General features: G+C 72.6%; 17 protein-coding genes. 16 read left to right on the top strand and 1 reads right to left on the bottom strand.

The features are described from left to right. Positions 1–4: 4 nt before the first annotated feature. The 6 genes from ACWEN6_RS16295 to ACWEN6_RS16270 all read left to right on the top strand — a co-directional run bounded on the left by ACWEN6_RS16295 (position 5) and on the right by ACWEN6_RS16270 (position 9174). The gene (locus tag ACWEN6_RS16295; protein ID WP_452570904.1) at positions 5–865 is read left to right on the top strand and encodes an anticodon-binding protein; all 861 of its coding nucleotides are present in this window, start codon (positions 5–7) and stop codon (positions 863–865) included. 127 nt (positions 866–992) lie between these two features. Beyond that, entirely contained in the window at positions 993–2375 is a 1383-nt protein-coding gene (lysA, locus tag ACWEN6_RS16290; RefSeq protein ID WP_452570903.1) for a diaminopimelate decarboxylase, read from the top strand. After that, entirely contained in the window at positions 2372–3790 is a 1419-nt protein-coding gene (locus ACWEN6_RS16285; protein WP_354841788.1) for a homoserine dehydrogenase, read from the top strand. Before lysA ends, ACWEN6_RS16285 begins: the two co-directional genes overlap by 4 nt. A 135-nt stretch (positions 3791–3925) precedes the next feature. Continuing rightward, on the top strand, positions 3926–5173 hold the full coding sequence (locus ACWEN6_RS16280; RefSeq protein ID WP_452570902.1) for a glycosyltransferase family 2 protein: 1248 nt from the start codon (positions 3926–3928) through the stop codon (positions 5171–5173). 43 nt (positions 5174–5216) lie between these two features. Beyond that, on the top strand, positions 5217–7127 hold the full coding sequence (locus ACWEN6_RS16275; RefSeq protein WP_452570901.1) for a glycosyltransferase: 1911 nt from the start codon (positions 5217–5219) through the stop codon (positions 7125–7127). 376 nt (positions 7128–7503) lie between these two features. Further along, positions 7504–9174: a glycosyltransferase gene (locus ACWEN6_RS16270; RefSeq protein WP_452570900.1), complete on the top strand. Its 1671-nt coding sequence runs from the start codon at positions 7504–7506 to the stop codon at positions 9172–9174. A gap of 43 nt (positions 9175–9217) precedes the next feature. On the opposite strand, the gene ACWEN6_RS16265 is transcribed toward ACWEN6_RS16270, so the two are convergent. Then, complete coding sequence (locus ACWEN6_RS16265) at positions 9218–10246, bottom strand: methyltransferase domain-containing protein (protein WP_452570899.1); 1029 nt, start codon at positions 10244–10246, stop codon at positions 9218–9220. 302 nt (positions 10247–10548) lie between these two features. On the opposite strand from ACWEN6_RS16265, the gene thrC reads away from it, so the two are divergent. From thrC to ACWEN6_RS16215, 10 genes are all read left to right on the top strand, one after another. Then, positions 10549–11607, top strand: a complete 1059-nt coding sequence (gene thrC, locus ACWEN6_RS16260) for a threonine synthase (protein WP_354841803.1) — start codon at positions 10549–10551, stop codon at positions 11605–11607. A gap of 229 nt (positions 11608–11836) precedes the next feature. Next, positions 11837–12775, top strand: a complete 939-nt coding sequence (thrB, locus tag ACWEN6_RS16255; RefSeq protein WP_452571002.1) for a homoserine kinase — start codon at positions 11837–11839, stop codon at positions 12773–12775. A gap of 451 nt (positions 12776–13226) precedes the next feature. Continuing rightward, on the top strand, positions 13227–15299 hold the full coding sequence (rho, locus tag ACWEN6_RS16250) for a transcription termination factor Rho (protein WP_452570898.1): 2073 nt from the start codon (positions 13227–13229) through the stop codon (positions 15297–15299). A 606-nt stretch (positions 15300–15905) separates the two neighbouring features. Next, positions 15906–17198, top strand: a complete 1293-nt coding sequence (locus ACWEN6_RS16245; protein ID WP_452570897.1) for a sensor histidine kinase — start codon at positions 15906–15908, stop codon at positions 17196–17198. Positions 17199–17412: 214 nt separating this feature from the next. Continuing rightward, positions 17413–18060: a response regulator transcription factor gene (locus ACWEN6_RS16240; RefSeq protein ID WP_452570896.1), complete on the top strand. Its 648-nt coding sequence runs from the start codon at positions 17413–17415 to the stop codon at positions 18058–18060. 459 nt (positions 18061–18519) lie between these two features. Continuing rightward, entirely contained in the window at positions 18520–18738 is a 219-nt protein-coding gene (gene rpmE / locus ACWEN6_RS16235) for a 50S ribosomal protein L31 (RefSeq protein WP_354841816.1), read from the top strand. A 120-nt stretch (positions 18739–18858) separates the two neighbouring features. Then, on the top strand, positions 18859–19911 hold the full coding sequence (prfA, locus tag ACWEN6_RS16230) for a peptide chain release factor 1 (protein WP_452570895.1): 1053 nt from the start codon (positions 18859–18861) through the stop codon (positions 19909–19911). Positions 19912–19993: 82 nt separating this feature from the next. Further along, on the top strand, positions 19994–20848 hold the full coding sequence (gene prmC, locus ACWEN6_RS16225) for a peptide chain release factor N(5)-glutamine methyltransferase (protein WP_452570894.1): 855 nt from the start codon (positions 19994–19996) through the stop codon (positions 20846–20848). Positions 20849–20906: 58 nt separating this feature from the next. After that, entirely contained in the window at positions 20907–21869 is a 963-nt protein-coding gene (locus tag ACWEN6_RS16220) for an L-threonylcarbamoyladenylate synthase (RefSeq protein ID WP_452570893.1), read from the top strand. A 200-nt stretch (positions 21870–22069) separates the two neighbouring features. Then, positions 22070–22800, top strand: a 731-nt coding sequence (locus ACWEN6_RS16215) for a hypothetical protein (RefSeq protein WP_452570892.1), incomplete at its 3' end; no start/stop codon positions are given.

Here is a 22800-nt window from a genome sequence, read left to right as displayed (position 1 = left end):
CTCTGTGCGACCTATCGTGGCGGCGCTGCGTGCCGTGCTCGGCACTCCACCCGTGCCTGAAGGGTCCTGGGAGCGCGAGGCGGTGTACGTCTCGACGGCGGCGCTCCGGCGGGCGGCGGGGCGGCCCGTGCCCGAGGTGGCGGAGGGGCTGGCGGCGCGGCTGCGGTCGGTGCCGGGCGTGCGGGCGGTCCAGGCCCGGCCGAACGGCTTCCTGGTGATCGAGGTGGCGGTGCCCGGGATGATCGTCCCGGAGATCCTGGCCGAGCCGCCGCCCCCGGCGCCGGCGCATGGCGGTCCGCTGACGGCGCCGTGGCCGGACCGGCCGCGCGGCTGGAGCAATCCCGGCTTCGCCGTCCGGTACGCCTACGTGCGCGCGGGCTCCGTCCAGCGCTGGGCCCGCGACCTCGGCCTGGGCGCCGCCCTGTGGCCGGAGCCGGGCCTTGCGGTGGCGTCCGAGGCGGTGGCGGCGTCCGAGGCGGCGGTGTCCGACGCTGGAGCACCTGATGCGGGGGCGTCCGAGGAGAGTCAGGCGGAGCCGGGCCTTGCGGGGGTGCCGGGGGAAAGTCAGGGGGCGCGGGCGGCTTTCCGGGGTGAGTCGCTCGACGATCGGCGTGACCGGGCGGTGCTGCGGGTGCTGGCCGAGCTGCCGAGCAGGCGGGCGGGGCGCGACTCCGGCCGGCCGGCGTACCTGGAACGGCTGGCGTGGGCCTACCACGAGGCGTTCGAGCACGCCCCGGCGATCCCGATGGGCGACCAGGCGCCGACCGGCACGCACGTCGCGCGCCTGTGGATGGCGCGAGCCGTCCGCAAGGTGCTCGGGGAGGAGCTCGCGGAACTCGGGCAGACCCCGCCGGGCAAAATATGACTAAAAGCGGCAAATAGCCGGAAGTGGTACGCCTTGCGGCCTGCCGCGCGGAAGATCTTCCTTATCGCCGTCTCGCCAGGTGGGCACAGGGCGCGGTGGGATCACAGGGTCGGATAGCCTCGTTCGGGTGAGTCGATTCGCCCATCCCGCCGGTGACCGGCACGCCGAAGTGCTGCCCGAGGAGCGCCCTCCGCAGGCCCCCGCCGACCTGAACACGCTCGCCCCCACCATCTGGCCGCGAACGTCCGGCCGCGCGGACGGGGCCGTCACGATCGCCGGCGTGGACGTCCGCGACCTGGCCCGCGAGTACGGCACCCCCCTCTACATCGTGGACGAGGACGACTTCCGCTCCCGGTGCCGCGACTACAAGGCGGCCTTCCCGGGCGACGACGTCTACTACGCGGGGAAGGCGTTCCTGTGCAAGGAGGTCGCCCGCTGGGTCGACCAGGAGGGCCTGGGCCTGGACGTCTGCAGCGGCGGCGAACTGGCCGTGGCGCTCAGCGTCGGCTTCCCGCCCGAGCGCATCGCCCTGCACGGCAACAACAAGTCCTACGCCGAGCTCAAGCGGGCGCTGTCGGCGGGCGTCGGGCACATCGTCGTCGACTCCTTCCAGGAGATCGCCCGCGTCGGCTACCTCGCCGAGGAGCTGGGCGTCCGTCCCAAGATCCAGATTCGGGTCACCACGGGCGTCGAGGCGCACACGCACGAGTTCATCGCCACCGCCCACGACGACCAGAAGTTCGGCCTGTCGCTCAACAGCGGCGCGGCGGCCGAGGCCGTCCGCCGCATCCTGGCGCTGCCGCAGCTCGAACTGGTCGGCCTGCACTCCCACATCGGCTCCCAGATCTTCGACACGGCGGGCTTCGAGGTGGCGGCCCGGCGCCTGGCCGTGCTCCTGACGCAGATCAAGGAGGAGCACGGCGTCGTCCTGCCCGAGCTCGACCTCGGCGGCGGCTACGGCATCGCCTACGTCGACGGCGACGACGCGCCCGACATCAAGGTCGTGGCCGACAACCTGCGCATGATCGTGACCCGGGTCTGCGAGGACGCCGGCCTGCCCGTCCCCCGGCTCACCGTCGAGCCGGGGCGGGCCATCTCGGGGCCGGGCGGCATCACGGTCTACGAGGTCGGCACGGTCAAGGACGTCGAAGGGCTGCGGTCCTACGTCAGCGTCGACGGCGGCATGAGCGACAACCTGCGCACCGCCCTGTACGGGGCCGAGTACACCTGCGTGCTCGCCTCGCGCGCCAGCGACGCGGCCCCCATGCTGTCGCGCGTGGTCGGCAAGCACTGCGAGAGCGGCGACATCGTGGTGCGCGACGTGTGGCTGCCGAAGGACGTCACCGCCGGAGACCTGCTCGCGGTTCCGGCGACCGGCGCGTACTGCCGCTCGCTCGCGCACAACTACAACTACCTCCTCAAGCCCGCCGTGGTGGCGGTCAAGGACGGCGAGTCACGCGTCATCATGCACAGGGAGACCGAGGACGACCTGCTGAGGGGGCAAGTATGAAACCGGTCGAGCCCGAGGGGCCACAGGGATCCGGAGCGGCGGCCACGCCCGGCGCGGAGGTCCCGGCCGCCCCGGGGGCCCGGGGCAGGCACGAGAGGCCGGGCGATCCCGGCGAGCCGCGCACGCCGCTGAAGGTCGCGCTGCTCGGCTGCGGCGTCGTCGGCTCCCAGGTGGTGCGGCTGATGCACGAGCAGGCCGACGACCTCGCCGCCCGCATCGGGGCGCCGCTCGAGCTGGCGGGCGTCGCGGTCCGGAGGCTCGCCCGCAAGCGCGACGGCGACGTCGACCCCGCCCTGCTCACCACCGACGCCGAGGCCCTGGTGGCCAGGGACGACATCGACATCGTCGTGGAGGTGATCGGCGGCATCGAGCCGGCCCGGTCGCTGATGCTGGCCGCCATGTCCGGCGGCAAGTCGATCGTCACCGCCAACAAGGCCCTGCTCGCCGAGGACGGCGCCACCCTCCACGGCGCGGCCGGGCGGCACGGCGTCGACCTGTACTACGAGGCCAGCGTGGCCGGGGCGATCCCGCTGCTCCGGCCGCTGCGCGAGTCCATGGCGGGCGACCACGTCCGCCGCGTGCTCGGCATCGTCAACGGCACCACCAACTACATCCTCGACAAGATGGACTCCACGGGCGCCTCGTTCAGCGACGCCCTGGACGAGGCCCAGTCGCTCGGGTACGCCGAGGCCGACCCGACCGCCGACGTCGAGGGCTTCGACGCCGCCGCCAAGGCCGCCATCCTGGCCGAGCTGGCCTTCCACAGCCGCGTGACGGCCGCCGACGTGCACCGCGAGGGCATCACCGAGATCACCGCGACCGACGTCGCGAGCGCCAAGGCCATGGGCTACGTCATCAAGCTGCTGGCGATCTGCGCCAGGTCCGACGACGGCCGCTCGGTCGGCGTGCGGGTGCACCCGGCGATGATCCCGAGGAGCCACCCGCTCGCCGGGGTACGCGAGGCCTACAACGCGGTCTTCGTGGAGGCGCGCTCCGCCGGGCAGCTCATGTTCTACGGCAAGGGCGCGGGCGGCGCGCCGACGGCGTCGGCGGTGCTCGGAGACCTGGTCGCCGTGGCCCGCAACCGCCTGGCCGGCACCCACGGCCCGCAGGCGTCCACCTACGCCGACCTGCCGGTCCACCCGATGGGCGAGACGGTCACCCGCTACCACGTGTCGCTGGACGTCGCCGACAAGCCCGGCGTGCTCGCCACGGTCGCCGACATGTTCGCCAAGCACGACGTGTCCATCCAGACCGTGCGCCAGGAGGGGCACGGCGACGACGCCCAGCTCGTCCTGGTCACCCACCGGGCCAGTGACGCCGCGCTTTCGGCCACAATAGACGGGCTGCGCGAGCTCGACATCGTCAGAGGCGTGACGAGCGTGATGCGCGTCGAGGGCGACGACACGCCCTGACCCGGGCCCGCCCGGGGACGCCGTTCCGCGCATCCTCGCGGGACCTCGGCGCGGTGCGGCGCCCCTGTCCCGCGCGGTCCTGGGCGTCTTTCCCCCGCCGCCCCCCGGCGGGGCCGGCAGTTGAAAGGTGAGGCCTTGGCAGAGGGCGACCCGACACCGCTCGGCTACGTGCGGACGCCGACGGCCGATCCCGGCGAGCTGTCGTTCTCGGGCGCCCGGCCGGTGCTCGCCGGACGGCCCGCCGACGCGCCGCTGACCGCGGCCGACATCGTGCCGCTCCGCGCCCTTCCGGGCCTGCGCGTCCGCTGGCCGCAGGCCGCGGGCGGTGCAGAGGAGGCGTCCGGGAGTCCGGGCCCGGCCGAGATCGCGGGGGCGCTGGAGACCATCCGCGCGCTCGCCCGCGCGGGCGTGCCCCTCCACGCGGACGACGCGCCCGCCTGGATGAAGCAGGCCGATCCCGTCCTCGCCGGCTTGCTCGCCTCCTGGGCGCCGGGCCCGCGCGACCCCTCGGTGGGCTCGGTGAGCGATCTGCGCAGGGAGGAGCACAGCCTCCGCCTGCGGCGCCACGTCCTGCGCCACGGCAACGACGGGACGGCGGGGTCGCGCGGCTCCGCGTCCGCGGCTGCGGCGGCCGCCCTCGCGATGCCGCCCGCGCCGGCCGTCCCCGCGGTGACGGCCGCGCCGGCTCTGCCGACGGTGAGCGTCGTGATGTCGAGCAAGCGGCCCGCCCTGCTCACCTCCGCGCTCGCCCAGATCGCGCGTCAGCGGCACGTCCAGGTCGAGGTTCTGCTGGGGCTGCACGGCGTCCCCGCCTCCCACCAGGACGTGCGCCGCGCCGTCGCCGGGTTCCCCCTGCCGCTGACCCTGGTGGAGGCCGACGAGGCCACGCCGTTCGGCCAGGTGCTGCACGAGGTGGCGGCCAAGGCGGGCGGCGACGACATCGCCAAATGGGACGACGACGACTGGTACTCCCCGGAGCACCTCGCCGACCTGCTCATGGCCCGCGCCTACAGCGGGGCCGACATCGTGGGCACCGCCGCCGAGTTCTTCTACCTGGAGCCGCTGAAGGTCACCGTGCGCCGCACCGACTACACCAGCGAGGTCTGGTCGGACCACGTGGCCGGCGGTACCATCTTCCTCGCTCGTGAGAAGTACCACGAGATCGGCGGGTTCGAGGGGGTGTCGCGGGGGGTGGACGCCCAGCTCCTCAAGACCGCCCACGCCGCCGGAGCCCGCATCTACCGCACCCAGGGGCTCGGCTACGTCCTGCGCCGCGCGCTCGCCGCCGGCCACACCTGGCAGCTGCCCCTCGCGCACTTCCTGCGCGTCTCGGCGAACCAATGGCGCGGCTTCCGGCCGAGCCGCATCCTGGAGACGCAGTGACCCGTCCCGGCGGCCCCGTGCCCCGCCACTTTCTGGGAACCCGATGAGCGGCCAGCCCCTGCGCCCCGACGACACGGCGCCCGCGGCGGCCGGTCCGGCGGTCCGGCGCGTCCGCGGCAACGACTACACCGTGCTCGACCCGCCCGCGCTCGGCGCGTGGACGCCGAGCCTTCGCGTCAGCGTCGTCGTGCCGGCCTACAACGGCCAGGACAAGCTCGATCTCGTCCTCGCCGGGCTGGCCGCGCAGACCTACCCCGGCGAGCTCACCGAGGTCGTCGTGGTGGACAACGGCAGCAGCCCGCCGCTGCGCCTGCCGGAGATCCGTCCGGCCGCCACCCGGCTGGTCGTCTGCGAGGTCCCCGGCCGGGCCAACGCCCGCAACACCGGCCTGGCCGCCGCCACCGGCGACGTCGTCCACTGGCTCGACTCCGACGTGGTCCCGGACCGGCACGAGGTGGAGGCGCACATGCGCTGGCACCACCTCGCCCCCTACCTCGTCGTGACCAGCTACCTCAGGTTCACCGCGGCCCCGCTGCCCGATCCCGGGGCGGTGGCGGCCACCGCCGACCTGTCCGTCCTGTTCGAGCCCGCCGAGCCGCACGAGTGGCTGGTCGATCTGGTGCAGCGCACCAACGGGCTCACCGACACCCCCAACCGCGCCTTCAGCCTGCACGTCGGCGGGGCGACCTCGGTGGCCCGCCGGCTGATCGACGCGGCCGGCCCCATGGACGAAGAGCTCATCCTCGGCCAGGACACCGAGATGGGATACCGCCTCGCGCAGGCCGGCGCGGTGTTCGTCCCCGAGCCGCTCGCCCGGGGCTACCACCTCGGCCCGTCGATGCGCATGCGCGACAAGCAGCCCATCGACCGGGTCAGCCACGCCCTGATCGGCGACCGCATCCCGCAGTACCGCTGGCTCCGCGCCCATCCCGCGCGCCAGTGGAAGGTGCCGTACCTGGAGGTCGTGGTCGAGGCCGCCGGGTACGAGGACACCCGGGCCACCGTGGACGCCGTCCTGTCCGGCACCCTGCCGGACGTGTCGGTGCTGGTCACCGGGCCGTGGGACACGCTGGAGCCCGAGCGCCGCGCGCCGCTCACCGATCCCCGCCTTAACCTCGCGCTCATCCTCGGCCACTACGCCCATGACGGCCGCGTGCGGTTCGCCTCGGGCGGCGCTCCGCGCGTGGCGCCGTTCCGGCTGTGCCTGCCGGCCGGGTGGGTGCCGGAGGAGGACACGCTGGCCAAGCTGCTTGACCTGGCGGTGGACGACGGGTACGGCCTGGTCGGCGTGCTGCTCGCCGAGACCCCCGAAGAGCTGGCCACGGCTCGCCTGGAGCGCCGCGCCGCCTTCGCCCGCGCCGCGCTCGTCCTGGCCGCCGAGCCCTCCTCCACCCTCGCGGGTCCCGCCATGGACGACCTGGTGGACGACCTGGTGGACGAGGTCTACGGCGCGCTGTGGATCGACGGCGAGACGCTCGGGTTCGTCCCCGCGTCCCAGGCCGTGCCCGCCAAGGGACGCCGGATGGCCTACCGCGCCCGGCTGGAGACCGAGGCCGAGGTGGTCAGGTTGACCAAGGAGGCCGAGCGGCTGCGCGGGCAGGTCGCCAAGTGGCGCGAGGAGGCGGGGCGCTGGCGCAAGAGCGCCGTCGACCTGCGCAGGGAGGTCGGCGGGCTGCGCCGGGAGGTGGCCAGGCTCAAGGCGGGCCGGCTGCGCACCATGATCAAACGCATCTCCGTGCGCCGCGCCGCCCAGGCCCCGAGCGAGCCGCTGAACGGCCCGTCGTCGCCCGTGACGATCCCTGACGAGCCCGCGAACGGCACGGGGGGCCGACAGGCGGGCGGCGCTTCGGGCGTGCGGGGGAAGGCCGATGGCATTCCTGGCACAGGCGTGAAGGCGAACGGCGCCGCAGATGCGAGCGGCAAGACGGACGGCGCTGCGGGCGCGGGCGGGTAGCCGGACGGCGCTGCGGGCGCGGGCGAGTGAGCGGACGGCGCTACGGGCGAGTGAGCGGACGGCGCGTCGGCCGGGTGGGTGGACGGCGCTTCGGGGGGAGCGGGAGGCGGACGGCGCGTCGGGCGGGGGAGTGGATGACGGGCGGGGGAGCGGCGATCGGCCGGAGGCCGGCGACGCGACGGGGGTGGCGCCCTGGAGGTTCACTCGGAGGCGGCCGGCGCGGTAAGGGCGCATGTCGGATGGCGCGGGCCGCGCATGATCCGCGCAGGGAGGGAAGACCGGCAGGTGACCGCGCCCGGGCCTCTCATGAACCTCCCAGCTTCCTTGGGTAATGTCGGCTCCGGCGGCGAACGGAACCGACGAAGGAGCGATCATCTTGACCGCCTCCACGAACGTGACCGGTGATGGCGGCGAAGGCTCGGCCTCCCCGAACGGCGCCGGCGGTCCCGCGCGGCCGGTGATCCGGCACAACGACTACTCGCCGCTCATCCCGCCGCCGCTCGGCGCGTGGACGCCGTCCCTGCCCGTGAGCGTGGTCATCCCCGCGTACGGCGGGCAGCACCGGCTCGATCTGACGCTCGCCGCCCTGGCCGCGCAGACCTACCCCTCCCACCTGATGGAGGTCGTCGTCGTCGACGACGGCAGCGAGCCGCCGCTGCGCCTGCCCGGCATCCGCCCCGAGCGCACCCGCCTGGTGCCCGGCGCCCCCGGCGGCTGGGGCATCGCGCACGCCATCAACACCGGCGCGCGCCTGGCCGAGGGCGAGATCGTCCAGCGCCTCGACTCCGACATGGTGATCTGCCGCGAGCACATCGAGGCGCTCATGCGCTGGCACCATCTGGCCGACTACGTGGTCACCATCGGCGCCAAGGTCTTCGTCGAGGAGCAGGCGCGCACCCCCGAGCAGGTGCACGCCGCCGTGCGCGACGGCGACTTCGACGGGCTGTTCGACCTGTCCACGGCCGTCCCGAGCTCCACGGAGGCGACGATCAGGCGGCTGGACGGGCTGCGGACCAGCAAGAACCCCTATCACGTCTGCACCGGGCCCACCGTCTCCTTCCGTCGCGCGTTGTTCGCGCGAGCCGGGGGTTTCGACGCGCGGGTCCTCAGGGGCGAGGACACCGAGTTCGCCTACCGGCTCGCCATGACCGGCGCCGTGTTCGTGCCCGACATGGAAGCGCGCGCCGTCCACCTGGGCCTGCCGGCCCAGCGCGTCGACACCGACACGATCGTCCGCGTCGTGGCCCCCTATCTGGCCCAGCGGGTCCCGCTGCGCCGCGACCTGCGCAAGGAGCCGGGCCGGCGCTGGCTGGTGCCCTACGTCGAGGTGGTCCTCCAGGCCGAGGGGCACGCCGAGCCGCGGGTGCGGGCCGCCGTGGCCGCGGCGCTCGGCGGCACCTTGCCGGACGTGCGGGTCACGCTCGTCGCGCCGTGGGACCGGCTGACCGAGGGCCGCCACCGCGTGCTGGACGATCCCGACCTGGAGCTGCGGCTGGTCCAGGAGCAGTTCCGGCACGACGAGGGGGTGCTCCTCGCGCCGGCCCCGGCGCGAGACGCCGCGCCCGTCCCGTTCCGCTACACCGGGCCGGTGGAGGTGCCGCTGCACCGCCGCTCGCTCGAGGTCATGATCAGGATGATCAACGACAAGCGGGCCGGGCTGCTGGTCGTGGAGTTCCCCGACGGCAGAACGGCGCGCTTGGAGCGCACCGACGCCGTCAACCGCGCCCGCCTGCTCGCCGGCCCCGGCGACGACCTCGACGCGGTGATCGAGCGGACGCACGGCGTGCATCGCGCTCCCGCGGCCAAGTTCTGGCCGCCGGCGCCGGCCGATCGGCCGAGGACGCAACCCGGGAAGACGGCCCCTTCGAGCGTCCCGGCGGACTCGTCCGCCCCGGCGTCATCGCCGTCGTCCCCTTCCGGGCCCCTGCCTTCACCGGCCGCCGAGAAGCCGCCGTCCGGCGCTCAGCCGGCGAGCGCTCAGCCGTCGTCCCCGCCTCCGGCCGCGCGGAAGCTCGTCAACCGCATCCGGTCGCTCCGCGGCCGATGAGATCTTCGGTGCGGGGACGCGGCCCACGAACGGGTGGTACGGCTCAGGGTTCCGTCCGGCCGGGCAAAGCGCGCCGGGCGGACGGGGGAGCCGCGAGCGCCACGGGGTGCTGCGCGGCGGGCGGGGCCTCGCGAACCGAGGAGTAACGCACCCGCCGGTAGGCGGTGATCAGGCGCCACGCCCGCGAGCGGCGCAGGCGCGCGATCAGTTCGCGGTACTCGGCGAGGCGGCCTTCCAGATGCCGCATCCGCTGCAGCAGGCGCGTCGCCTCGGCGCGCAACTGGGCGTTGCGGCCGAGCAACTCCTGCCCGGCGCGGGTCAGGGTGGCCTCGCGCTCGCTCAGTTCGGCGCACAGGGCGCGCAACTCGGCGATCTCACCGTGCAGGTGCCGTTCGCGCTGGAGGAACGCGGTCTCGGCCCGGCTCAGCGCGAACCCCGGGGTGCCGCGCGGCTCGTCCCTGCGGACGGCGACCCCGGCGAGGTGGTGGCGCAGCACGGTCAGCTCGCGGATCTCGAACAGCGGTTCCACCAGGTGGCGCAGGCTGCCGTGGTAGAAGACCCGCCGCCGCTCGGCCTCGTCCTCCCCGGTGTCGCCCGGGTCTTCGGCATGGTCGCCGACGGCGCGGGCGAGGCGCAGGACGGCCTCGTTCACGCCGTAGGGCACGGTGAAGACGAGCGTCGCGGCCGGGCGGAGGGTGCGGTGGAGGGCTTCGAGAACCTGGACGGGGTCACCGACGCGGTCGAGGATCTCCCCGGCCACGGCCGCGTCGAAGCTCTCGTCGGGAACGCCGTCCAGCGCGTGCCCGTCCCCGACCTCGAACTCGACGCGCGCGGCGATGTCGGCGGACAGCCGGCCGGCGTGCCGGCGCGCTTCGGCGACCAGCCGCGGGTCACGGTCGACGCCGGTCACCTTGTCGCCCCGCTCGGCGAGCAGGAACGACAGCTCGCCCTCGGCGCAGCCCAGGTCGAGGACGGAGACCGGGCGGCCGGGACGGCTCGCGGGCAGGTGGTCCAGGAGCCAGTGCAGGCGGTCGCGGTCGTCCCCGGCCCGGATTCTGCTCGCGGCGGTCACGGCGACGTTTTCCTTCCGGCATGGCGGGTCTTGCCCCAATTGTGAGGCAAAAGAGGTTAAAGAGACAGTGAGCTTTCCGGGGTTCTTCAGGGATGCGATATTGACCGCTACCCGGTGTATCCCTGGCGCACCTTGCCCGAGTATGGAAAGTGCGGCCGCCGGAGTGGTCCACCCTGTGGACAACAGGCGCGGGGGCGCCCGGCGCCTGCGTAGACTCGGTGCCTGATACCGCTGGTAGCGGGACCCCATGGTTACGCGCCGTCGTGCCCGCTCGACCCGGGCCGGGCGCGGGAGGAGTGACGATGCTCAGGGCTTGGCGTGGCCTTATCGAGGAATACCGTGACCGGCTCCCCGTGACCACGACGACGCCCGTCGTCACCCTGCTGGAGGGCGGCACGCCGCTGGTCCCGGCCAGGCGCGTCTCCGCGCTCACCGGTTGCGAGGTGTACCTCAAGGTCGAGGGCCTCAATCCCACAGGCAGCTTCAAAGACCGCGGCATGACCGTGGCCATCAGCAAGGCCCTCGAAGAGGGCGCCAAGGCCGTCATCTGCGCCTCCACCGGCAACACCAGCGCCTCCGCGGCCGCCTACGCCGTCCGGGCCGGGCTCACCTGCGCGGTGCTCGTGCCGCGCGGCAAGATCGCCATGGGCAAGCTGGCGCAGGCCCTGGTGCACGGCGCCCGGCTGCTCCAGGTCGACGGCTCCTTCGACGACTGCCTCGAGATGACGTGCAAGCTCGCCGAGAACTATCCGATCGCCCTGGTCAACTCGGTCAACCCGCACCGCCTCCAGGGGCAGAAGACCGCGGCGTTCGAGATCGTGGACGCCCTCGGCGACGCGCCGGACGTCCACTGCATCCCGGTGGGCAACGCGGGCAACATCTCCGCCTACTGGATGGGCTACCGCGAGTACGCCGAGAGCTCGGCGGCCACCCACACCCCGCGCATGCTGGGCTTCCAGGCCAAGGGGGCGGCGCCCATCGTCGACGGCGCCCCGGTCACCCATCCGCAGACGATCGCCACGGCCATCCGCATCGGCAACCCGGCCTCCTGGCATCTCGCCGAGGCCGCGCGCGACGAGTCCGGGGGCGACATCCAGGCCGTCACCGACCGCCAGATCGCCGCCGCGTACAAACTGCTCGCCCAGGAGGAAGGCGTGTTCGTCGAGCTCGCCTCGGCGACGAGCGTCGCGGGCCTGCTGCAGGCCCACGAGCAGGGGCTGGTCCGCCCGGGCCAGCGCGTCGTGTGCACCGTCACCGGCAACGGCCTGAAGGACCCCGACTGGGCGATCTCCGGCGCGCCCACCCCGCTCACCATCCCGGTCGACGCCTTCGCGGCGGCCGCCGCGCTCGAACTCGCCTGACACACCGGGCGCCGCCCCGAGACCCACCCGCCGGTGGTCCGGCCGGTGGACCCCTCCGTCCACATGGACCGGCCCCGCGAAGGGGCCGTTCCCATGCGACCCGCCGGGCGGTGACCGCACGGCCGCCCCGGCGGCGACCCGGCGGCGACCCCGCGGTGACCCTGCGGCGCATGACGCGCGGCGCGGTCGTATGATCGGCCGAGATCGACCCCATCCCTTGAGGAAACGCATGTCACCGAGCAGCACCGTCATGGTCCGCGTGCCCGCCACCAGCGCGAACCTCGGGCCGGGCTTCGACTCTCTGGGGCTCGCCCTGACCCTGTACGACGAGGTCGAGGTCTCGGTCCTCGACGACGCGCCGGGCGCCGAGGGGGACGGCCCGGGCGTCGAGGTCCACGTCGAGGGCGAGGGCGCGGGCGAGCTGGACACCGGCGAGGGCCATCTGATCGTCAGGGCCGTCCGTGCAACGCTCGATCTCGCGGGCGCGCCGCAGCCGCGGCGCCTGAGATTGCGGTGTCACAACCGCATCCCGCACGCGCGCGGCCTCGGATCCTCCTCGGCGGCCATCTGCGCCGGCATCCTCGCCGCCCGTGCGCTCGCCGCGCCCTCGCTCTCCGACGACGACGTCTTCGCGCTGGCCACGCGCATGGAGGGGCATCCCGACAACGTCGCGCCCTGCCTGTCAGGAGGGCTCACGATCGCGTGGAGCGACTTGTCCGGAACACCGCATAAGCTGGAACTGAGCCCGCATGGGGGCGTCCGACCTGTGGTGTGCGTGCCGAGAACCCGGCTCTCCACCGAGGAGGCGCGCGGGCTTCTGCCGAAGGACGTGCCGCACGCCGACGCGGCGGCCAACGCCGGACGCGCGGCCCTGCTGATCGCGGCGCTCACCCAGCGACCCGAGAGCGGGCTGTTGCTCGCCGCCACCGAAGACCGTCTCCACCAGGCCTACCGCGCGCCTGCGATGCCGGGCACCGCCGATCTGGTAGAACGTCTCCGCGTGGCAAGGGTTCCCGCCGTCGTCTCCGGAGCCGGTCCTACGGTTCTGGTGTTCGGAACGGCGGATACCCATGATTTGATCGCGTCGGAAGTGGGTAGTGACTGGCACATCCAGCCATTGGACGTCGATCGGTCCGGCGCGAGCGTTGAATCTCCCGAGACACGCTGATGCATCTTCGACCTTCAGGGAATAGCAGTGTGCGCTGGTGATGTTAGGCTGATAGCCGCACCAGATGCCCCCGTTGCGGGTGCGTGCTTGTCAGCCATACATCGCTGGATCGCGCCTTGGGTCGCAAGACACAGGCCGCACAGCGGGCTTCCCGAATTCATCGCCTCCGGTTGCTCCACATCCGGTTGGTGCGTCGAGGAGCGGCGTAATCGGGGACATGCGCGTTCGACTGACATCGACATCTGGTCGGCGGTAACCAGCCGGGGGGCGACCCCCGGGCCCCCAACGGCTCACGAATCTCGACGGTGACGGCCACGGGCCGGTTCGACGCACCGGTTTACCGACACCTTAGAGCTTCGTCCAGCCCGACCCGGTCTGTCCCGCCGGGTCGCACCACCGGGACGCCTGGCTGATCGTGGCCGACGCCCGACCCCTGGGAAGGACCTTTTAGTTGAGCGACACCACCGAACTCCTCTCCGACGCCCCCGGCGCAGCGCCGTCGGCCGCCGGCGACACCCCCACCCGCGCCGCGGCCAAGCCGCGCCGTCGCTCCGGCACCGGCCTCGCGGCCATGGTGCTGCCCGAGCTGCAGGCTCTCGCGTCGAGCCTCGGCATCAGCGGGACCGGACGGATGCGCAAGAGCCAGCTGATCGCGGCCATCCAGGAAAAGCAGGGCGTTTCTGCTGACGGTGCCTCCACCTCCGCCCCTGCCGCCCCCGCCGAGCCTGTCGCCGCCCCGGCTCCCGCGGTCGCCGCCGAGCCGGTGGCCGAGCGCCCGGCCCGTACCCGTCGGGAACGTTCCCGCCCCGCGCCGGTCGAGGCCGTCGTCGAGACCCGCGAAGAGCGCGCTCCCGTGGCCGAGACGCAGGCTCCCGAGCAGGCCCCGGCCGCCCCGGCCGCCGTCTCCACGCCGGTCGAGGCTCCGCAGGCCGAGGGCCGTCCCGAGCGCGGCGAGTCCCGTCGTGAGCGCGGCGAGCGCCGCGGCCGTGGCGCCGACCGTCGTGACCGCGGGGACAACCGTCCCGACAACCGCAACGACAACAGCCGTCCCGAGCAGCGCGCCGCCGACGCGGGCGAGGCCCAGGGCCGCCGCGAGCCGACCCGCGATCAGGGGCGTGACCGCGACCAGTCCCGTGACCGCGACCAGACCCGCGACCGCGACCAGTCACGTGACCGCGACCAGACCCGCGACCGCGACCAGTCGCGTGACCGTGACCGCGACCAGGGACGCCAGCAGACGCGCGACCAGGGTCGTGACCAGGGCCGCGATCAGGACCGTGACCTGCAGGGCGACGACGACCGCCGCGGACGCCGCGGCAGGTTCAGGGAGCGCAACCGCCGCGGGCGCGACCGTTTCGACAGCAACGAGCCCGTGATCGGCGACGACGACGTCCTGATCCCGATCGCCGGCATCCTCGACATCCTGGACAACTACGCGTTCGTCCGCACCAGCGGCTACCTGCCGGGCACCAACGACGTGTACGTCTCGCTCGCGCAGATCCGCCGCAACGGCCTGCGCAAGGGCGACGTCATCACCGGAGCGGTGCGCCAGCCCCGCGACGGCGAGCGCCGTGAGAAGTTCAACGCCCTGGTGCGGCTGGACACCGTCAACGGCATGGACCCCGAGCAGTCGCGCAACCGCCCCGACTTCTCCAAGCTCACGCCGCTCTACCCGCAGGAGCGTTTGCGGCTGGAGACCGACCCCAACATCCTGACGACGCGCATCATCGACATGGTGGCGCCCATCGGCAAGGGCCAGCGCGGTCTCATCGTCTCCCCGCCGAAGGCCGGCAAGACGATGGTGCTCCAGGCGATCGCCAACGCGATCACCCGGAACAACCCCGAGTGCCACCTGATGGTCGTCCTGGTGGACGAGCGTCCTGAAGAGGTCACCGACATGCAGCGGTCGGTGAAGGGCGAGGTCATCCACTCGACCTTCGACCGTCCCGCCGAGGACCACACCACCGTCGCCGAGCTCGCCATCGAGCGCGCCAAGCGGCTGGTGGAGCTGGGCCACGACGTGGTCGTCCTGCTCGACTCCATCACCCGCCTCGGCCGCGCCTACAACCTGGCGGCCCCGGCGTCCGGGCGCATCCTGTCCGGTGGTGTCGACTCCACCGCCCTGTACCCGCCCAAGCGGTTCTTCGGCGCCGCCCGCAACATCGAGAACGGCGGCTCGCTGACGATCCTCGCCACGGCGCTGGTCGAGACCGGCTCCAAGATGGACGAGGTCATCTTCGAGGAGTTCAAGGGCACCGGCAACGCCGAACTGAAGCTCAACCGCTCCCTGGCCGACAAGCGCATCTTCCCCGCGGTGGACGTCGACGCGTCCGGCACCCGCAAGGAAGAGATCCTGATGTCCAGGGACGAGCTGCAGATCGTTTGGAAGCTGCGCCGCGTGCTGCACGCCCTCGACATGCAGCAGGCTCTGGAGCTGCTGCTGGAGAAGATGCGCGAGACGCAGTCCAACGCCGAGTTCCTGCTCCAGGTCCAGAAGACCACGGTCAGCTCCGACCGCGACTGACCGGCCCGCCCCGCCTGGGCACGCCCACGTCACAGCCCGTCCCTGTCCGGCCCCGGCCGGAAGGACCGGCCTGCCGACCAGGGCCTCCCAGGGCGGGCGCGGCAACCGGCCGGACCACCCCACCTCCGCCGCCCCGGACCCCGTCCGAGGGCGGCGGTCGTGTTTCCTGCTCTCTCCTGTCCGTGCCGGTGATCCGGTCCACCTGAGCACGGCGGTGGTGTGGCCCTGCCTCCTTCGTGCCGGTGACCGGTTCACCCGTCGGCCCGCGGATGGCGGTGGTGTTCCCAGATTCTTCGCTCGTACCGGTGACCCGGTCCACCCGAGGGCGGCGGGGTGTTGCCGCACTCCGTCCGTGCCGGTGACCCGGTCAACCCGTCGGCCCGAGGATCGCGGTCGTGGTCTCCGGGGCCTCCGCCCATGCCGGGTACCGGCTCACCCATCCGCCTCATCGCCGATCGGCGCTCAGGTGCAGGGCCGAAGGTAGGGCTGGCCACACCCCACTCCTGGTGCCATCTCCATGGCGCCGAGCCCGCGGGCTTGGCAGGCTCTTTCCGTACGGCCGGACGGGCCGTCGCCGATGACGCGATTCGGATCGGAGGGCATGCCATGGCCGGCGAGACGGCGTCCGGGCGCCCGCCGTTGCGGCTGAGGGTGCCGCTCGGCGCGCGTGGCCCGCTCGGGCTGCTCGTCGATCCCCTCACCTGGCGCGCGGTGCCCTATCTGCTGCTCAGCATGTTCTGGGGCGTCACCTGGTTCGTCATCCTCCTGACCGGTCTGGCGCTCTCCTTCGCCACGGTGGCCATCTGGGTCGGCGTGCCGCTGCTGGTGCTCACCATGCTCGTCTGGCGAGGCGGTGCCATGCTCGAACGGCGGCTGCTCCGCCTGGCGTTCGGCGTGACGATCCGTGATCCCTACCAGCCCATGGCAGGCGGGGGCGTCCTGGCTCGTCTGCGCCGGCTCTTCGCCGACCCCGCCACCTACAAAGATCTCGGCTATCTGTTCCTGCTGTTGCCCCTCGGGCTGGTCGAGTCGCTGGCGACGTTCACGCTGGGCGTCGTCTCCGGTGCGCTGATCACGCAGCCGATCCTGGTGCTGTTCGGCGTGCCCACCCGCGTCAGCGAGCGCCTTCTGATCGACACCTGGCCCGAGGCGCTGCCCTGGGTGCCGGCCGGGCTCGCCCTGCTCTGCGTGACGCTGTACGTCGTGCGGGGCATGGCGTGGATCCACGGCATGCTGGCCGGGGCGCTGCTCGGCGCGGGCGACGAGGCCCGGGTCAGGCACCTGCAGGCCAGCCGGGCCAGAGGTGTGGACGCCGCCGAGGCCGAGCGCCGCCGCATCGAGCGCGACCTGCACGACGGCGCCCAGCAGCGGCTGCTGGCGGTGGTGCTCGATCTCGGCAGGGCGCAGGCGAAGTTCGACACCGAGCCCGACGAGGCACGTGGGCTGCTCGCGCAGGCCCACGCGGGCACCAAGGCCGCCATCGCCGAGTTGCGCGACCTGGCACGCGGCATCTACCCGGCCATCCTCACCGACAGAGGCCTTGACGCCGCGCTGTCGGCGCTGGCCGCCCGGGCCCCGGTGCGGGTGACGGTGTCGGTGGACATCGCCGATCGTCCGCCCGCGGCCGTCGAGAGCATCGCCTACTTCATCGTCGCCGAGTCCCTGGCGAACATCGCCAAGCACTCGATGGCGACGGAGGCGTCGGTCCGGGTGGGGCGTCAGGAGCAGCGGGTGGTGGTCGAGGTGCGCGACAACGGGGTGGGCGGTGCCGGGGCGCGGCCGGGCGGCGGCCTCGCGGGCCTCGCCGACCGCGCGGCCACCATCGACGGCACGCTGACCGTCGAAAGCCCGCCGGGCGGCCCCACTCTCGTCCGCGCGGCCTTACCCTGCGAATGGTGACCTCCCCACCGACCGGCGCGGTGCACCGGCCCACGCGGTCCGGTGGCCGGCGAACCGGCGCCGGCTGAGCCGGATAATCCCGTCACGAAGCGGGCGCGCGGGTTCAGTGCGGCGGCCGGCAGGCATGGCGGTGCGGGTCACTGCGGTGATCTCGGCTGCGGCGCGCTAGAGGGGTCGTGCGGCCTGAGGTGAAGGTGAGGATGGAGGTGGACGGGTGCGGGTGGTGATCGCGGAGGACTCCGTGCTGCTGCGGGAAGGCCTGGTCAGGCTGCTCGGTGACGGCGGCATCGAGACCGTGGCCGCCGTGGGCGACGGGCCCGGGCTGGTCGAGGCGGTACGGTCGCACCGGCCCGATCTCGCGGTGGTCGATGTCCGCATGCCGCCGAGCCACACCGACGAGGGCCTGCGCGCGGCGCTGGAGGCCCGGTCCGTGCTGCCTCGTCTTCCGGTGCTCGTGCTGTCGCAGTACGTCGAGGAGCGGTACGCCGCCGAGCTCATCGGGCGGAACGCCGCCGCGGTGGGCTATCTGCTCAAGGAGCGGGTCGCCGATGTGACCGAGTTCCTCGAGGCCGTACGCCGGGTGGCGGGCGGCGGGACGGTCATCGACCCGGAGGTCGTGATCCAGTTGCTGAGCCGCCGGGGCGGCCACGAGCCCCTGGACTCCCTCACCGCCAGGGAGTCGGAGGTGCTGGCGCTGATGGCGGAGGGCCGGTCGAACAACGCGATCGCCGCGCGTCTCGGCATCAGCGACGGTGCGGTCGAGAAGCACATCTCCGGCATCTTCGGCAAGCTGGGCCTCGACCCCACACCCGATGACCATCGCCGCGTCCTCGCCGTCCTCGCCTACCTCCGCCGCGTCTGATCCCGGCGACCGCCGCCACGCCGCTGCCGTGCTCGCCTTCTCCTGCGGGTCCCATGCCGGTGATCCGCCGCCGTGTCCTCGGCCACTCCTCGCCTTGGGCGGACCTCATCCTGGCGGTCACGTTTCTCTTCGTCCGCCTGTCTTCGTCGTGTCCGAGGCCCAGGTGCGAGGGGTGACGGGGGGCTGCGCTCGGCACTGTTACCGAACTTTTGCGGTCCTGTGGGGCATTTGTGGGCAGCGGCGGTGTCCGGGGGCCTAGGCTCGGCGGGTCACCTGGGCCGCCCGAGGACAGGTGCCGGGTCCAGCCCTCGCCGGGGAATGCGCGATGGCCTGGCGAGGTTGGAGGATCTGGCACACTGGTAGCCGACCCATTCGGCGGTTCCGGTTCCCGCCCGTCCGCGTGTCACCTGACCGCGTGAGACCAAGGCGACCCGGCGGCCGCGCCAGAGAGGATTACAGATGAAGCCCGACATTCACCCGGACTATGTCACCACCCAGGTGACGTGCAGCTGTGGCAACAGCTTCACCACCCGCAGCACCGCCAAGAACGGCGTGATCCACGCCGACGTGTGCTCGGCCTGCCACCCCTTCTACACGGGCAAGCAGAAGATCCTGGACACCGGCGGCCGGGTGGCCCGCTTCGAGAAGCGTTTCGGCAAGAAGCCCGCGAGCAAGTAGCTCCGCGCCCGACGCCGGCTCGGCATCGCTCCCGCTCGCGGGAGCGATGCCCGGGTCGGCGTTCTTGGTAGAGGGCCCAGGTGGTGCAGCAAGCCGGTGGTGAAGGAAGAAGGACGCACGGTGAATCTCGACGAGTTGCTCAACGAGTATGCGGAGCTTGAGCAAAGGCTCGCCGATCCCGCTGTGCACGCCGACCAGAACCAGGCGCGCACCCTCGGCAAGCGCTACGCGCAGCTGACCCCCATCGTGTCGGCCTACCGCGAGCTCGAGAGTGTCCGCGACGACCTGCAGGCGGCCAAGGAACTCGCCGCCGAGGACGCCGCGTTCGCCGAGGAGGCCGTGCAACTGGAGGGCCGCGTCGCCCCGCTCGAAGAGCGGCTCAAACACCTGCTCATCCCGCGTGATCCCAACGATGACAAGGACATCATCATGGAGATCAAGGCGGGTGAGGGCGGCGAGGAGTCGGCGCTTTTCGCCGGCGACCTGCTCCGCATGTACCTGCGGTACGCCGAGCGCATCGGGTGGAAGGCCGAGATCATCGACGCCCAGCACTCCGATCTCGGCGGCTACAAAGACGTCACGGTCGCGGTGAAGGGCAAGGGCTCCGACGGCGTCTGGTCCCGTCTGAAGTACGAGGGCGGCGTCCACCGGGTCCAGCGCGTGCCGGTCACCGAGTCGCAGGGCCGCATCCACACCTCCGCGGCCGGCGTCCTGGTGTACCCGGAGGCGGAGGAGGTCGACGTCCAGGTCGACCCCAACGACCTGCGCATCGACGTGTTCCGCAGCTCCGGCCCCGGAGGCCAGAGCGTCAACACCACCGACTCCGCGGTGCGCATCACCCACGTGCCGACCGGTGTGGTCGTCTCCTGCCAGAACGAGAAGAGCCAGCTTCAGAACAAGGAGTCCGCGCTGCGTATCCTGCGGGCGCGGCTGCTGGCGATCGCACAGGAGGAGGCCGACGCCGCGGCCTCGGCCGAGCGCAAGTCGCAGGTGCGCACGGTCGACCGCTCCGAGCGCGTCCGCACCTACAACTATCCCGAGAACCGCATCTCCGACCACCGCGTAGGTTTCAAGGCGTACAACCTCGACCAGGTGCTGGACGGTGACCTCTCCGCGGTCATCCAGGCCCTCACCGACGCCGAGATGGCCGATAAGCTCGCGGCGCACTCCTGACCACGTGACCTCGCCCGCCCCGCCCCCCGGCACGCAGCCGGACGCGACCACGACACCGCCGACGCCCTTCACGAAAACTCCCATGACGCTGCTGATGGACGAGATAGCCCTCGCCACCGCCCGGCTCGCCGAGGCGGGGGTGCCCTCACCGCGCACCGACGCCGAGGAGATCGCCGCGTTCGTCCATGGCGTACGGCGCGGCCAGCTCCACACGGTGCCCGATTCGGAGTTCGACGCGCTTTTCTGGGAGGGCATCGCGCGGCGTGAGGCCCGCGAGCCGCTTCAGCACATCACCGGCCGGGCCTACTTCCGCTACCTGTCGCTTGAGGTGGGCCCAGGGGTGTTCGTGCCGCGTCCCGAGACCGAGGTGGTGGCGGGCTGGGCCATCGACCGGCTCCGCGAGATGGACGTGGCATCGCCCCTCGTCGTCGACCTCGGCACGGGGTCGGGCGCCATCGCCCTGTCGATCGCCCAAGAGGTCGCCCTCGCGCAGGTGCACGCGGTGGAGGTCGACCCGGTGGCCTACGGGTGGGCGAAGCGCAACATCGTCGAGCACGGGCAGGGACGGGTCTCCCTGCACCCGGAGGACCTCGCCGACTGCCTTCCCGAGCTGAACGGCCAGGTGGACCTGGTGGTCTCCAACCCGCCCTACATCCCGCCGGGGGCTGTGCCGCGCGACCCCGAGGTGCGCGACTACGACCCCTCGCGGGCCCTGTACGGCTCGGGGGAGGACGGTCTGGACGAGGTCCGGGCCGTCGAGCGCACGGCCCGGCGCCTGTTGCGCCCGGGTGGCCTGGTCGCGGTGGAGCACGCCGACCAGCAGGGGTCGGCCGTCTATCTGGAGTTCTCGGAGGACCGCGGCTGGCGGGACGCGCGCGACCACGCCGACCTGGCCGGCCGCGACCGGTTCGTCACGGCCCGCTACGGCCAAGAATGATCGCAGGGCGGGGGATCCCGGCTCTGACCGGCCCGCCCACGTGGGAGGATGACAAGTCGTGAGCCGACGTTATGACTGTTCCACCGCCGAGCAGCGCGCCGCGGGCATCGCCGACGCCGCGGCCGCCATCCGGGCCGGTGAGCTGGTGGTGATCCCGACGGACACCGTCTACGGCATCGGGGCCGACGCCTTCACGCCCTTTGCCGTCAACGCCCTCCTCGAGGCCAAGGGACGCGGCAGGGACATGCCCGTTCCCGTCCTGGTCGGCACCGTACGCGCCGCCACCGCCCTCATCGAGGACCTCGGCACCTACGGGCAGGACCTCATCGACACCTTCTGGCCCGGGCCCCTGACGATCATCTGCCGGGCGAGCCGCTCCCTCAACTGGGACCTCGGCGAGACCAAGGGCACCGTGGCGGTGCGCATGCCGCTGCACGTCGTCGCCCTTGAGCTGCTCAAGGAGACCGGTCCGATGGCGGTCAGCAGCGCCAACCGGTCGGGCGCGCCGCCCGCGACGACCGCGGCCGGCGCCGAGGAGCAGCTTGGAGAGTCCGTCGCGGTCTACCTGGACGGCGGCGCCTGCGCCGACACCACGCCCTCGACGATCATCGACCTGACGACGGCCGTCCCGCGGGTGCTGCGCCAGGGCGCCATCCCGGTGGAGAAGCTGCGCGGCGTCATCGGGTACGTCGCCACCGACGCGGCCCCTGACACCGACGTCTCCGGCCTGACGGGCGCGCGGCAGGCCCTCGCCGAGGCCGCCGAGCCCATCGGCGAGGCCGAGCCGGAAGACACGTCCAAGCCCGACGAGATCGTCACATCCGACAAGACGGCGAAGCCCGGCGGCGCCGTCACGTCCGACGACGCCACCACCGCGTCCGTCGAGACCGAGAAGCCCGACGAGACCGAGAAGCCCGACGACACCCTCAAGGGTGACGACACCGCCAAGAGCGACAGGGCGATCACGGGTGGCGTGGAGACGCACACGGGCGACGAAGGCCGGTCCGACAAGCGCCCGTGATGGCGGTGGCCGGGTTGTGACCGCCGTGACTCATGCCGTATGGCTATCGTGCGGACTCGGGGTCGAGATGCCTCAGTAGCGTGAGGTGCGTCTGTGCTCTTGAGCGACGGCCGATGGCGAGAGAGCATGGCTGCGAGCGGGCGCGAGTCTTCTCTGGAGGCGCACCAGAGGAGCGGCGGTCACGACCACGGGAGACGCCCATGGGCAAGCTGGACGGAATGGACCCCAAGCTGGTCCGTGAGCTGTTGGCCGAAGTGGGGCGCGCGGGCAAGCAGATGCGCGGCGTCGAGGGCCGTGTCACCCAGCTGACCAGCGCCGCCGGCCTTTCCGTGCCGACCACGTACCGGCCGGCCCAGGTGGCGGACGCCGGCGAGGCGTTCGTCCGTGATGTCAGCGCCCGGGTCGTCCTGCTCGAGAAGAAGGTGAAGCAGAACGACACGGTGACCGGGCCCAAGAACATGGGCCAGAAGGCTCCCGACAAACACGACGACAAGAACGACAAGAACGACAAGAACGACAAGAACGACAAGACCCATACCGCCGACCAGGACGGGCATCCCACGTCCGACAAGGGCGACAAGGACGACGCCCCCAAGGCCAAGAACGAGAAGGGCGGCCCGCCGAAGGTCGAGAAGATCGACAAAGACGACGCCCTCAAGCACGACAAACACGACAAGAACGACGCGCCCAAGGCCGACAAGCACGACAAGAATGACGCGCCGAAGGCCGACAAGCACGATGCGCCGACGTCCGACCCCCAGGACAAGACTCACAAGGTCGACACGCACCCCGACCAGCAGGAGAAGACCGAAAAGCAGCAGCCGCCAAAGGCCGAAAAGCCCGACGCCACCCCACGGCACGACCCCGCGCCCAAGCACGATCCCGCGCCTAAGCACGATCCCGCGCCTAAGCACGATCCCGCGCCTAAGCA

The sequence above is a fragment of the Sphaerisporangium sp. NPDC004334 genome (assembly GCF_053602655.1).
This window is presented reverse-complemented; position numbering and strand designations above follow the sequence as displayed.

Coding starts and splice junctions, on each gene's coding strand:
- ACWEN6_RS16245 (WP_452570897.1), top strand. CDS start 15,906: ATGGCCGGCGAGACGGCGTCCGGGCGCCCGCCGTTGCGGCTGAGGGTG.
- thrB (WP_452571002.1), top strand. CDS start 11,837: ATGTCACCGAGCAGCACCGTCATGGTCCGCGTGCCCGCCACCAGCGCG.
- prmC (WP_452570894.1), top strand. CDS start 19,994: ATGACGCTGCTGATGGACGAGATAGCCCTCGCCACCGCCCGGCTCGCC.
- thrC (WP_354841803.1), top strand. CDS start 10,549: ATGCTCAGGGCTTGGCGTGGCCTTATCGAGGAATACCGTGACCGGCTC.
- ACWEN6_RS16285 (WP_354841788.1), top strand. CDS start 2,372: ATGAAACCGGTCGAGCCCGAGGGGCCACAGGGATCCGGAGCGGCGGCC.
- rpmE (WP_354841816.1), top strand. CDS start 18,520: ATGAAGCCCGACATTCACCCGGACTATGTCACCACCCAGGTGACGTGC.
- ACWEN6_RS16275 (WP_452570901.1), top strand. CDS start 5,217: ATGAGCGGCCAGCCCCTGCGCCCCGACGACACGGCGCCCGCGGCGGCC.